This is a genomic window from Neobacillus sp. OS1-2, assembly GCF_030915505.1.
Classification (GTDB): Bacteria; Bacillota; Bacilli; order Bacillales; family Cytobacillaceae; genus Neobacillus.
Window position 1 is genome coordinate 1,534,329 of the sequence record NZ_CP133265.1, and the last position, 14,385, is coordinate 1,548,713.

Consider the following 14,385-nt stretch of genomic DNA (forward strand, 5'->3'; position numbering starts at 1 on the left):
AAAAAGGAGGACACAATGGCACAACTCGAAAGCTACCAATTAAAGCAGATAACAGCCTTCGCATCCCTGCTAAAAAAGCGTGTAAACAATCAACACATTACGGTCGTGTGTCAGGGGGACTCCATGACATATGGGCAGGATACCTTTAGTCCTGATAGAAGACTTGCAAAAAGTGATCCTACTTGCGAAATAGACTCTACCTATTCCGAACACGAGCAAGCCGGAACCACATACCCGGAAAGCTTACAGGAATTTTGTGATGATATATTTGGCAAGGGTCTCGTGACCGTCATCAATCGTGGGTTTAGTGGAGATTGGGTAGAGGCTTCAATGAATCGCTGGAAGCAAAACCCTCATGCAGATGTACATTTTGTCATGCTAGGAACGAATGATTCCACAACGAATTTCTATGTCGCTAAAGAAGCCCAGCAGAACATTGAAAAGTACATAACGGACATGTCAAAACTAATCGAACAAATCCTTAATTTTGGTTCTGCAGTGGTGTTGTTAACTCCGCCTAAGCACTCAAATGAGATAGATTTGATGCGTAACACATACCGGAAAACACTACAGCTAATCGCTAAGCACTACCAAGTCCCTATCATTGACACTACACAATTTTATAAGCCCTTCCCATTTCAAGAGGTACAGTCTGATAATGTGCATTACAATTCAAAGGGTTATCGTCTACTGTCTGCTAAACTAACTGGAATTCTTGCCAGCATGAGTAGTATTTATCATCCACTGCAGGTTCGTAATCAATCCGTCATGATTCCTTCCTTTGATGAGTATGGTATTGCGCTGCGAAATCAGGTAGATTTACAAGAACAGGGGCATGCTCTTTTCGGAGTAGGTTCCTCTGCTTCAAAGGGAATTACATTTCATCTTCATGCCAACAGCAAACTAACCTTCTCCTTTATGACAGAAGAAGATGAATTAGTCATCTATCCCCTTTTTAAAATCATCCATGAAGATTGTGCACTTACAATTGAGCTTGATTTTGGGATAGCACCTGGGCAAAGCTCCGCCGGGAAGTTAGCGTTTTGCGGGATTCAAGAGCAAAAACTGCCTCAGGACGGCAATCAATTTCATTTGCCAAGAAAAGGACACTACACGCTTTCTGTGGAAAATCCCGGTAAAGCTGAGGGCTCTTTTGTTTATGGATTCTTAGTGAAGAGAACATAAAAAAATACAGGGACTGGGACTGTTCTCTTAGGCGATGATCGGAATCTGAGCTAATAAGAAGGCACAACTAGCGGACGTAAAATTCTAAATTGAAACTTTTCCAAATAAATTGGGTTCAGCTCCCCCTGCACCAGCAGTGGAACTGAACCCTTTATTTTCTCTTACATAATTTACAGTTTTAGAACGATTTTCCGAAAGTGGCTAATTCCAAGGTTCTTTCATGATCCTAACCCCCGCAATCCGGTACCATTTCTCATTTCTATAATCATTCTTTCAGAGCCTGTATGGTAAAGGATGGTGTCACCCTTTGATTTGAGTAACTCCTTCGCAGCAGCTTTAGGGTCTTTAATTGTATTAATTAAGGAAACTTCTAACACAATCTTTTTCTATCCCTGCGGTAAAAATCAAGGATAATCATTCATTATTGAATAGAAAATTCAAAATTGCATAACATCCCCTTTCTTTCCAGGGCTAATTTACTGAATATTGCACCAATTGGATATTGGTATGGTACTTGCATATAAGAATATATCTACTATTTTAAGGAGGCGCAAATATGCAAGGAAATCAAAAAGATACAATGGGTGGATCCGCTGTAGAACATGTGGATAGCGATGCTTCACAACTGGCAGCACTTGGGTATGAATCTGAATTTCGCCGTGATATGAGTCCGTGGGCAAACTTTTCCCTTGGGTTCACCTATCTTTCCCCTGTAGTAGGCGTGTACACATTATTTGCCTATGCACTTGCGCAAGGCGGCCCACCCATGATCTGGGGTCTGATCATCTGTGGTCTCGGACAATTACTAGTCGCACTTGTCTTTAGTGAGGTGGTTGCACAATTCCCTGTTGCAGGCGGAGTATACCCTTGGGCCCGAAGATTATGGGGGCGCAAATTTGCGTGGATGACGGGTTGGGTGTATTTAATCGCTTTGTTTGTCACGATTGCCAGTGTGGTTTATGGAGCTGGACCATTTTTGGCACAGGTTTTAGGCTTTGAAATATCAGTGAACTCCACCATTCTTTGTTCAATAGGCATTCTTGCCCTATCGACCATCATCAATTTTCTTGGCACAAAGGTTCTTGCAGCCGCAGCATTAATTGGTTTTTCAGCTGAGATTATTGGTGCGCTTGCAGTTGGTTTTTGGCTGCTTCTTACCCAAAGACATCACGGTCTAAGTGTGCTCTTTGATTCTTTTGGTGCCGCGGGCAGCCATAGCTACTTTTATGCCTTTGCTGCAGCAAGTTTAATTGGAACCTTTCTCTATTTTGGATTCGAAGCTTGTGGGGATGTAGCAGAAGAAGTACCCAATCCGGGTGGACTAATCCCAAAGGCCATGCGCCGGACAATTTACATTGGCGGTGCTGCAGCAGTTTTCGTTACCTTAGCTTTAGTTCTTTCCGTTGCTGATATTCCTGCAGTGATCGCCGGTAAGGACGTGGCTCCAGTTGATACCATTTTGACGAATGCTTTTGGTAACATGGGTGCAAAGATCGTACTAGGGATTGTCTTGATTTCATTCCTTTCATGTGCCATTAGTTTACAGGCAGCAGCCAGCAGACTTGCCTATTCTTATGGACGTGATGACATGATTATAGGAAGCCGGTTTTTAAAGAAATTTTCATCTGCCCGTCACATTCCACCCTATGCGTTGCTTCTTGCCGCTATTATTCCAGCGATCATTGTGCTTGGTTCAAAAGTGTCAGAGGATGCACTCACTAAGATCATCAGTTTTGCATCACTTGGCATTTATATTGGATTCCAAATGGTTGTCCTTGCCGCACTTCGGGCTAGACTAAAAGGATGGAATCCTAGTGGCAAATACCATTTGGGCAAGTGGGGACTGCCTGTTAATATTGGTGCACTTATTTACGGAATCCTTGCCATGATCAACATGTGTTGGCCAAGAACTCCGGATGCCCCCTGGTATGATAACTACATCGTCCTCGTTTCAGGAGTCGTAGTGGTTGGTATTGGTCTACTATATATGGCAATTCACCGCAGCTACGGACATAGCAACATGCCATATAATGATGCGATACCGAAAAAACACCAACACAATGACATATCTTTTAAATCTTGATTTACAAGTTGATTTAACGAAACAATCAATAACGTGGAGTCTTACCCAATGTCTAAATGCATCTAATTGTCCGCTCATAAGTTATTAAAAGCGGATAATTAGGTGCAATTTTTTGCATAAGTATAGTAATTGATTGCGGGGCGGCCTAACTATAAATGGAATCTCCTTCTAGAGATATACCTGTACCAATTAAAGGTTTCCATCTCACTGCTTTCCGCATAATCCGTAAAAAAAGATGTGGACCATCTCATTGATTAAGTTCATATTTCCGCTTTGCTTGATCATAGTAAGAAACTCACCGGAAAATTTCATACTCATATTTATATACATGAGGAATCCTTGTACAGAGATCTTCTCCGAAATTTCCCCATTTCTCTTGCCATCCTCAATCAATTGAATAAAGACTGGAATCACTTTTCGTTATACTGTTTTCTAAAAATTGGATGATTTCTTTATCTGCAGTGGACATTTGATTGATCATAAAAGGTATCAAAGAATGGGAGATTACCTTTTTCGAAGGGATGACCGGAAAGAACTTCCTTGATTTCATGGCAGAAATGAAGTGCGTCAAGGATCATGCAAAACGCAATGAACGTTTAAGATTCTTTGATTCTACAAATCTCGGCATATATCGGACGGTGACAAGCATTGAGATTCGCTAATCCTCTAATATTGGAAGGGGATTTCCAATTTTTGTAGAATTAATTCCGAAATTTGTAGAATAAGTTTTAATTTTGAAGAAAAATCTCCTCAATTGTAGATTTCCTTAGCTTTTTTGTAGAATTCCAACCCATACCTTTTTTAACTGAAACAAGCAATCCAAGACAAATTAAGCTTGGTTCGATACTATTTCTTTCCTATTCATTTTTTTATATAACTTTATATAAACCCAAACCGCATTTATGAGTAATACAGCACTGGTAATAAAGAAGACAGATCTGATACCAAAATGCCCTGCCATCTGTCCCCCTAAAGTTGTCCCGCCAAAGACCCCTAAATACCCTGACGACATGGTAATCCCAAACACTCTGCCCGTCATAAAATCTGGTGTAATTTTCTTAAGCAACGTATTAACAGATGGTATTAGGCCTGCTGTGGCCAATCCTAGAATAAATCTTAACCCCATTAATTGCCATGGGTTCGTTACAAAGGCTTGCGGTATAAAGATAAGCCCTGCCACTATAAGAGCTGTAAGGATTACTTTTTGTGTTCCAAGCTGATCAGACAGTTTGCCAAGACTTGGAGCGGCAATCATACTTGCCAGTCCAGAAGCTGAGAAAGTCATTCCGGCTAACAAAGCCACATGGCCAGAACTCTTCGTTAATTGTGTAATATAGAGGGTAATAATAGGTTCAATGGAATAAAGTGCTAGTGTTAGCGCAAAAAAAGTCACAAACAACGTGATGGTTAAACCTTTTTCAGGAATCTGCCTCCATATCTCCTTCATGGGAAGAACCTTTTTAGCTTGACGAATAAACAATTCTTTTACAAATAAGGCAGTAGCAATAAAGGATAAAATCAGTAAAGCACCTGTTATGAAGAATACATTTTGCAACCCCGTACTCTCGACCAAATAACCGCCAATGAGTGGGCCGAGCAAAGAACCTGCCGTACTGGCAGTTGAAAGTGTTCCAAGTGCATATCCCGCATGTTCTTTATCTGTTTGTGTAGCGATTAACGCTGTACATGCGGAGCCATAACCGGAAATGACTCCCAGCAATAATCGTAATCCAATCAGCTCATAGACATTGTGGGCCATCCCCATCCATCCGATCACAATACCCATTCCGAGGCTTGCCCGGAGCAGCATCGGTTTTCGCCCATATTTATCAGCTGCACTTCCCCAGATAGGAGAGAACACAGCTGAAATGATAAACGTAGCCCCGAAAGCAAATCCCGAATATTGCGCAATTATAGCGGCATGATGAATACCGAGGTGATCGATATAAAGTGGCAGTATGGGAGCAATTTGACTCAAGCCTATGCTCGACATAAACATCCCAAACCAACATACCATTAAGTTCCTTTTCCAGATTGGCATGAATGTCACCCCTCCTTTTAAGCTGCAAAATAAAACCAACAAGCCCCCCCTGTATGAGATGCTTGTTGGTTCAATTCACTATATTTAAAAATTAACGCAGGGTATCAATCCAAGTATCAACCGTTTGAACACCGGCTTGGCGCGGAAAAACCTTTTCTATAAGCACACGGTGAACTTCCGGATCGGCATCGAGACAGGCATCCGATAGCACCGTTAAGGAAAAGTCCTTATCTGCGGCTTCCCTTACAGTAGATAGGACAACGCCACTTGTCGAAATACCGCTAAGAACAAGTGAGTCGATTTGCTGTGAACGAAGAATGAGCTCAAGTGTACTGCCAGCAAATGCGCTAAAACGATACTTCGTGACAACCGGTTCATTTGCTTTGGGTTGTACGGATTCATGAATTTGTGTCCCCTGATCATTCACGGTCATGCCACCAGATTTTGCAATAGCGGAGAAGGCCTGATTTTGAGGGTTGACCTCCGGATAGCCTTCGCTAAATCCCACTCGAACAAAAATAACCGGAATATGGTGTTGACGAGCCGCTTCGATCGCTTTTTGAAAGGGTGTAAGGATTTCTGTATTTTCAGCAAAACGGGAAACAATACCATTTTGCAGATCCATTACTAACAATGCCGTTTTTTTATTTTGCATAAGTTGTCATTCCCTCCAATTTCATTTAGAATTTAAACGGAGATATCTCCTCTTTTTTTATATTAAGTGGAGATGTCTCCGTTTGTCAAGTTGATAGGATGTGATAGCATGGTAAATAACGAGACTACTCCCCCTGCTCGGACTGAACGACGTGATGCCGCAAAGAATCGTCAGCTTATATTAGATACAGCACAACTACTATTTGAACAACATGGTGTAGAACAGGTAAGTATGAATCAGATTGCCACAGAAGCACAAATTGGTCCGGGGACTCTTTATCGCCGGTATAGAAACAAAGGTGAGGTGTGCCTGGATTTAATTAAAGACAGTATTGATCAATTTTTCGAGGAAATGGAAACCTATTTGGAAGAAAACAAAACCGTTCCGGCTGACCTAAAAATGAAAGAGATTATCCGCTTTTTTATTCGGTTCAGAGAAAGAAAAGCACAACTGCTCAGAGGAGTCGAGGAAACAAAGTCAACGAACCCACTTAAGTCCCGTAGCCAAAGTCCTCTATATGTCGAAATACACCAAATACTGGTTCAACTATTTGACGAAATGGCAGCAAACGGGGAAACCACTCATTCACATAGTGTCTTTAAGGCTGATATGGTGCTGACCGCTTTAAGCAGCGATTCCTACTTTTTCCAAAAAGATGTGCGGGGTTATTCACCTGAAGACATGTTGGAACTACTCTGTTCGACTTTTATTACGAATTAACGTAACTACAAAAAAGGTTCTTCCTAGGTAACTTTGGAATTAAAAAAGCACCCCAAAGGATGCCTACATTTGTATTAAATTTAATTCACCCACTACTAATAAATAGAGAGTTTCTAATATAGAATGCCTCCGTAACCTAGTATGCCTTTCCAACATGAAAAACCCAGCTGCCTTCACATGGGAAGGTGCGCTGGGTTTCTTTATTATTTATTTTTGTCAGAGACTAGGGTAACCCTCTATTTCATTAGTCTTACTTTCCTCGACCTTCTATTAAACAGTAATAGACCTGCCCCTACACTTATTAATAATAATCCCACTAATAATAGGTTATACATAGAGGTTGAAGTATTTGGTAATGTACCTTCTGCTTTGTTCTTTTGACTGTTCGTTGCAGCAACCACTTTATTGTCTGAAACTGGTTCATTACCAGATGGCTTTTCAGTTTCAGGTGTTTTGGCACCATTCGAAGGTGTTACTGTACCCGGATTCTTTCCACCTTCGGATGGAGTTTCTGTCCCCGGATTGTTCCCATCCGCTGGTTGTTGGTCTGCTTGAGTATCAATCTCAAAGATTGTAAATGTACTAAACTTGCTTACTAGGAATTTAATTCCGATCGGCTTTCCATTTTCATAAACAATTTCTCCATTGACAACCTCTTTTTCTCCATCTGTATGTTCAATAAACACACGAAGCATATCGAGGTTGATGCCCTCATATAAAACATCATCAAGCGGTATCGTTACCTCTGTTTCATAGCCACTATAATTTGTTTCGATTTCCCTAGGTGTTCCTAGAACGTTGACACCTTTACCATCTACTTCTTTCACTGCATTTTGAACCAAGTCATTCACTTTTGTGCGATCTATTACATTCTCTTTTTCTTTCTGTTGTCTAATCGGCACAATACGGAAAAATAAATCTATTCCATTGTGTTGCAGCTTCTGTAAGGTAGTAGCTGCTAAGTATAGATTCCCTTGATCCGTTTTTACTTCTAAATCTCCCGCCATTCTCGAAATGATGTGTAATGGCATTTCAATGGCAAGCTCATCTGCGATATCCGCTTGATCATCTGGCAGGTAGAGCTTAACTCCTTCTGTTGTGGACGCCGGTATAATGGCATCGTCAACGATTAATTTATCAATTTTATTACTAATGGAACCTGTTGTTGAATCAAGTAAATTAATTCGTTGAATGGCTTGTGGTGTATTTTCTGCCAATCCAATTTCTACATTTACATTTCTTTTTACTTTTTCAAATACTTTGGTTCCTACAATGTTACTTTTGACAACCAATAGAAATGTTTTTTCCAGGCTCTTGTTCCCGCTACTAACATTTGCTGTTAAAATCATTGTCTTATCCTTTTCTTGACGGTGGACAATGGCGGTATGATCATCGATTGAAACAACGTTTGGATTATTAGACTTCCATGTGATGGATGTTCCATATTCCCCCTTTGGCAGTAAAAGGAATTGAGAAGTAATACTTTCCCAAGAATCGTGCTCATTAAATGTAAAGGCATTGTCTTTTGTTAATGAGAGCGTGTCCACGTACAATTTATGGAGCTTTTTAAGTCTTTCCTTTTCAAGGAGATCAGTAACCTGAGCGATTAGTTGAACAATTTCTTTGTTTTCTTCTACTTGGAATTCCTCATCCTCTTTTGGTTGATCTCGTTTGGATAATTCTTCGATTGCCTTTTCTGCTAGACGTATATAGGCATCCTGTTTCTCTGAATCTGACTTTCCAGAGTTACCAATGGCCTGCTTGATCATTTCAGCATCATCGGCTTTTTCAGAAATGATCGGGCTATTTGGGTCGAGAACTTTATTTGCTAAGAGACTATACAGCTCTTTCTTACCCATCTCATCCAATTGACTACCTGCAATCTCCATTAGGATATCTCTAGCAGATTGGATATTTTTGGCCTCTTCTATTTCTTTTTTGATTTGTTCTTTATACATGGTATTCCATTCTTTATGAAGCTCTGTTATTGCACTCACTAAGGCCGCAGTTGCTTCGTGGATGGTATCGATAGTTGGTTGATTGTCTGTAAGGGCCTTTTCCAACTCACCTGCCGCTTTTTCGACTGCTTTATATACGTCAGAAGACTCCTTGCCACCTGAATGGATGTAGCGATCTTCCACCGTTTCCCCTTGCTTCTTCACCTCTTCTGCCGCTGTCATGGCATTGGTTAATTCTTTCGCCTTGCTGGCTTCGTTTAATGCATCGACTGTTTCTGTTACCGCTTTTGTGGCTTCTTTGATTTTTTTCGTATCCTGCGGGTTTTCTGCAAGAGCTGCATTTAGATCCGTTACGTCCTTTTCTACCGCTTTATATTCAGTCGCCGTTTCCTCGCCATTAGCTTTGGTGTAACGATCTTTCGCTGTTTCAGCCTGTTTCTTCGCTTCTTCTGCAGCTGCAATCGCATTGCTTAATTCTTTCGCTTTGCTAGATTCATTCAATACTTTGACTGCTTCTGCTAACGTTTTTGTCGCTTCTTTGATTTTTTTCGTATCCAGCGGGTTTTCTGCAAGAGCTGCATTTAGATCCGTTACGCCCTTTTCTACCGCTTTATATTCATTGGTAGTTTCTTCGCCACCAGCTTTGGTGTAACGGTCTTCGGCTGCTTTTGCTTGTTTCTTCGCTTCTTCCGCCACTGCAATCGCATTGCTTAATTCTTTCGCTTTGCTTGCTTCATTTAATGCCTTAACAGCTTCATTTAACGTTTTTGTGGCTTCTTTGATTTTTTTTGTATCCTGCGGGTTTTCTGCAAGAGCTGCTTCTAGTTCTGCTTTTGCCTTTTCTACTGCTTTATAATCAGTCGCAGTTTCTTCGCCACCAGCTTTGGTGTAACGATCTTCCGCTGTTTCAGCTTGTTTCTTCGCTTCTTCTGCAGCCGCAATCGCATTGCTTAATTCTTTCGCTTTGCTAGATTCGTTCAATCCTTTGACTGCTTCTGTTAACGTTTTTGTGGCATCTTTGATTTTTTTTGTATCCTGCGGGTTTTCTGCCAGGGCTGCATTTAGGTCCGCTACGCCCTTTTCTACCGCTTTATAGTCAGTCGCTGTTTCCTCGCCACCAGCTTTAGTGTAACGATCTTCCGCTGTTTCAGCTTGTTTCTTCGCTTCTTCTGCCGCTGCGATCGCATTGCTTAATTCTTTCGCTTTGCTAGATTCGTTCAATGCTTTGACTGCTTCTGTTAACGTTTTTGTAGCGTCCTTGATTCTTTTCGTTTCCTGCGGGTTTTCTGCAAGAGCTGCTTCTAGTTCTGCCTTTGCCTTTTCTACCGCTTTATAATCCGTCGCTGTTTCTTCGCCACCAGCATTGGTGTAACGGTCCTCCGCTGTTTCAGCTTGTTTCTTCGCTTCTTCTGCAGCCGCGATCGCATTGCTTAATTCTTTCGCTTTGCTAGATTCGTTCAATGCTTTGACTGCTTCTGTTAACGTTTTTGTGGCATCTTTGATTTTTTTTGTATCCTGCGGGTTTTCTGCCAGGGCTGCATTTAGGTCCGCTACGCCCTTTTCTACCGCTTTATAATCCGTCGCTGTTTCCTCGCCATCAGCTTTGGTGTAACGATCTTCTGCTGCTTCTGCTTGTTTCTTCGCTTCTTCTGCAGCCGCAATTGCATTGCTTAATTCTTTAGCCTTGCTAGACTTATTCAATGCTTTGACTGCTTCTGTTAACACTTTTGTTGCTTCTTTGATTTTTTTCGTATCCTGCGGATTTTCTGCAAGAGCTGCTTCTAGTTCTGCCTTCGCCTTTTCTACCGCTTTATAGTCGGTCGCAGTTTCCTCGCCACCTGCATTTTTATAACGGTTTTCGGCTGTTTCTGCTTGCTTCTTCGCTTCCTCCGCCGCTGCAATCGCATTGCTTAATTCTTTCGCTTTGCTAGATTCATTCAGTACTTTGACTGCTTCTTTTAACGCTTTTGTCGCTTCTTTGATTTTTTTCGTATCCTGCGGGTTTTCTGCAAGAGCTGCTTCTAGTTCTGCCATTGCCTTTTCTACCGCTTTATAGTCGGTCGCAGTTTCCTCACCACCTGCATTTTTATAACGGTTTTCGGCTGTTTCTGCTTGCTTCTTCGCTTCTTCTGCAGCCGCAATCGCATTGCTTAATTCTTTCGCTTTGCTAGAATCATTCAGTACTTTAGCTGCCTCTTTTAACGCTTTTGTCGCTTCTTTGATTTTTTTCGTATCCTGCGGGTTTTCTGCAAGGGCCATATTCAGGTCCGCTACGCCCTTTTCTACCGCTTTATATTCCACGGCAGTTTCTTCACCATCAGCTTTGGTGTAACGATCTTTCGCTGCTTCTGCTTGCTTCTTCGCTTCTTCCGCCGCTGCAATCGCATTGCTTAATTCTTTCGCTTTGCTAGAATCATTCAGTACTTTAGCTGCTTCTTTTAACGCTTTTGTCGCTTCTTTGATTTTTTTCGTATCCTGCAGGTCTTCTGCCAGGGCCATATTCAGGTCCGCTACGCCCTTTTCTACCGCTTTATATTCCACGGCAGTTTCTTCACCATCAGCTTTGGTGTAACGATCTTTCGCTGCTTCTGCTTGCTTCTTCGCTTCTTCCGCCGCTGCAATCGCATTGCTTAATTCTTTCGCTTTGCTAGAATCATTCAGTACTTTAGCTGCTTCTTTTAACGCTTTTGTCGCTTCTTTGATTTTTTTCGTATCCTGCGGGTTTTCTGCAAGAGCTGCTTCTAGTTCTGCCTTTGCCTTTTCTACCGCTTTATAGTCCGTCGCAGTTTCTTCGCCACCAGCTTTGGTGTAACGACTTTCCGCTGTTTCTGCTAGCTTTTTCGCTTCTTCTGCAGCCGCAATTGCATTGCTTAATTCTTTCGCTTTGCTAGATTCATTCAATACTTTGACTACTTCTGTTAACGCTTTTGTCGCTTCTTTGATTTTTTTTGTATCCTTCGGATTTTCGGCCAGGGCTGCATTTAGGTCCGTTACGCCCTTTTCTACCGCTTTATATTCTATTGCCGTTTCCTCGCCACCAGCTTTTTTATAACGATTTTCCGCTGTTTCTGCTTGCTTTTTTGCTTCTTCCGCCGCAACAATCGCATTGCTTAATTCTTTCGCTTTGCTGGCATCATTTAATACCTTAACGGCCTCACTTACTTTTTTCGTTGCATCTTTAATTGCCTTTGTATGTGATGGATTGGCTGTTAATGCCACTTCTAATTCTATTAAGGCTGTTTCAACGGCCATATACTCATCATCGGTATCTTTACCGCCGGCTTTTGAAAAACGTTCTTTTGATATTTTTGCACTCTTCTTAGCCTTTTCCGCTGCCGCAATGGCATTAACTAACTCTTTCGCTTTACTTGATTTGTTTAATGCTTTTACAGCTCCATATACCTTTTTCGTTGCTTCATTGATTGCTTCACTATCTTGAGGATCGGCTGCTAGGGCAGATTCTAATTCAGTTAGCGATTTTTCTACCGCTTTATATTCCTCATCTGTTTCCCCACCGCCTGCATTTTTATAGCGGGCTTTCGCTGCCTCTGCCTGCTTTTTCGCTTCTTCCGCAGCTGCAATGGCATTGTGCAATTCTTTTACTCTACTTGCCTCATTTAAGGCATTAACTGTATCTAGTAATTTTTGTGTAGCTTCTTTGATTGTTTGAAGATCCTGTGGATTTGCCTCCAAAGCTGCTTCTAATTCTGCCAATGTATTTTCTACGGCTTTATACTCTGCTTCTATTTCTTCCCCACCAGCATGGTTAAATCGATCTTTCGCTGCTTCCGCCTTGCTCTTTGCATCTTCTGCAGCTTCAATTGCATTGTTTAATTCTTTTATTTTACTTGCCTCATTTAGTGTATGAACTGCATCCACTAATTTTTGTGTGGCTTCTTTAATTGATGGAAGATCCTGCGGGGTAACACCTAAAGCCGCTTCCAATTCAGTTAAAAGCTCTGCTACAGCTATGAATACCTCTTCCGTTTCTTCCCCGCCAACATGTTTAAAGTAATTTTCAGCATCATTCGCTTGTTCTATAGCTTTATTAGCTGCCCCAATGATATCCTCTGGGATGATTGGCGCTGAAGGTGCCGATGCTTCCGACGTACCGATTGCATTTGTTGCCGTAACGGTAAACGTATAAGAAGTCCCATTTGTCAGTCCTGGAACTGTTACCGGACTGCTTGTACCGGTAGATGTGGCTCCCCCAGGATGGGCTGTAACCGTATAACCAGTAATATCGCTTCCGCCATTGGCAGGAGCTGTGAAACTTACGGTTGCTTGACCATTCCCTGCAACTACCGTTACATTTGTCGGTGCTCCCGGAACATTAGGAATCTGATCTATTGGCTTGGAGGTACTGCCCGGTTCAATTGTAGCCCCACCCTTAGGATTACTTAACTCAACAGTTTTTGTCGTCCCTGGAACCGTGATTACTTTTTCCGTTTCACCATCACCAAATGTAATTGTACCGTATTTCACAACCGTTCCGTTCTGATCCTTTGCTTTCCAATCTACTGCCGCCATACCATCACTACCACCAGTACGTTTGACAGTCACATCATAATCTTTCCGTGAGTCCAAGGAAACTTGTCCCGGTTGAACCTCCCGGTCGTTTAAGCTACCTGCTTTAATCAATACGTTGGAATCGTAACTACTATCATAGCCATCAGCAATGGCTAGTTTTATACTATTCTTCACACCTGGAGTTACTTGAACCGAAACAGACATAACTACGGTCAAACCATCCATTTCAGTATTTATCTTTTCTGCTTCCTTTACAGTACCGATTTCATTATTGCGAAAGTACTCTGGGTTATTAGCCTTAACCCCATAAGGTTTCCCACCATTCACCGTATTGATTGATACTGGTGTAGTCGAATTGGGGATCAGTGCGGCATTTTTTCCATTGACAAAAAAAGCAAAGACATCATTATATTCACTATTTGCGTATTCGTTGTATTCCTCAGAAGAAAAAACATATTGAAATGAAATATGATCTCCTTTAGGAATAAAATTAAACTCTAAAATAGCGGCATCCTTCGTAGCAATATTTCCTACTAATGTAGATAAACTTGAATCACCTGGTGTATTCCACTCTGTTGATTTTCTATTAGATATGTTTGGGCCCGCAATATCTTGAGCCTTCCCCGTACTCAACACAATCCCATTCTCAAAACCAACAATACTACTATCCCCGCTAAACATACCAAATGCCTGCGGGTTCCCCGTTAGCTTGATATCACTGACCGCTATCCCCGTTCCAACGATGTTTTGAACTAATTCTTCTTTCGTATGGCCCGTTGTGACCTGTAAGCCCCCAGCGGCTAAACTTTCCTTTGGAAAAAGGAAGAGATGAGTGCTAATGGAACTAAAAATCATTGTAACGAGTAGTACCCAAGTAAAGGCCTTATTCAGTTTCTTTTTACTCTTCAATTTCGTCTCTCCTCTTGTTTGAAATTTTCACACACACTACCAACCTAACACCCATATAAAAGGAAGAGTCACATGTGTCTTTGTACCTAAATGTAGAATCTAGAAATATCATTCTCTTCTTTTGCACATACCGAAAATAAAGTAAAGGGTATTTATTCTTATTGACAAATCTCTATATTCAACCCCGAATTTCTTGCTTAAGTGGTATAAACCTACTAGTATCTTAAAAAATCAACCCCCTTTTCGTGTGATAAATATCACGTTTCTACACATTTCAACATCATACGACATCCAACCTTAAAGA

7 protein-coding genes are annotated in these 14,385 nt (G+C 41.5%); 4 read left to right on the top strand and 3 right to left on the bottom strand.

All coding sequences use genetic code 11. The annotated features are described in order from the left end of the window. Positions 1 to 15: 15 nt before the first annotated feature. The 3 genes from RCG19_RS07530 to RCG19_RS07540 all read left to right on the top strand — a co-directional run bounded on the left by RCG19_RS07530 (position 16) and on the right by RCG19_RS07540 (position 3,930). Positions 16 to 1,185, top strand: coding sequence for an SGNH/GDSL hydrolase family protein (locus tag RCG19_RS07530; protein ID WP_308110327.1), 1,170 nt, complete (start codon positions 16 to 18; stop codon positions 1,183 to 1,185). A 556-nt stretch (positions 1,186 to 1,741) separates the two neighbouring features. Then, positions 1,742 to 3,268, top strand: a complete 1,527-nt coding sequence (locus tag RCG19_RS07535) for an APC family permease (protein WP_308110328.1) — start codon at positions 1,742 to 1,744, stop codon at positions 3,266 to 3,268. Between the two features lie 473 nt (positions 3,269 to 3,741). Further along, positions 3,742 to 3,930: a hypothetical protein gene (locus RCG19_RS07540; RefSeq protein WP_308110329.1), complete on the top strand. Its 189-nt coding sequence runs from the start codon at positions 3,742 to 3,744 to the stop codon at positions 3,928 to 3,930. A gap of 167 nt (positions 3,931 to 4,097) precedes the next feature. Here the strand turns inward: RCG19_RS07540 and RCG19_RS07545 are convergent, their stop codons facing one another. Further along, on the bottom strand, positions 4,098 to 5,309 hold the full coding sequence (locus RCG19_RS07545) for a multidrug efflux MFS transporter (protein WP_308110331.1): 1,212 nt from the start codon (positions 5,307 to 5,309) through the stop codon (positions 4,098 to 4,100). A gap of 91 nt (positions 5,310 to 5,400) precedes the next feature. Then, a complete protein-coding gene (locus RCG19_RS07550; protein WP_308110332.1) occupies positions 5,401 to 5,964 on the bottom strand; it encodes a cysteine hydrolase family protein in 564 nt (187 codons plus the stop codon). Positions 5,965 to 6,072: 108 nt separating this feature from the next. Here RCG19_RS07550 and RCG19_RS07555 point away from each other — a divergent pair, with 108 nt between their 5' ends. Then, on the top strand, positions 6,073 to 6,684 hold the full coding sequence (locus RCG19_RS07555; RefSeq protein ID WP_308110333.1) for a TetR/AcrR family transcriptional regulator: 612 nt from the start codon (positions 6,073 to 6,075) through the stop codon (positions 6,682 to 6,684). A 236-nt stretch (positions 6,685 to 6,920) separates the two neighbouring features. On the opposite strand, the gene RCG19_RS07560 is transcribed toward RCG19_RS07555, so the two are convergent. Further along, positions 6,921 to 14,081: a choice-of-anchor L domain-containing protein gene (locus RCG19_RS07560; protein ID WP_308110334.1), complete on the bottom strand. Its 7,161-nt coding sequence runs from the start codon at positions 14,079 to 14,081 to the stop codon at positions 6,921 to 6,923. Positions 14,082 to 14,385: the final 304 nt, after the last annotated feature.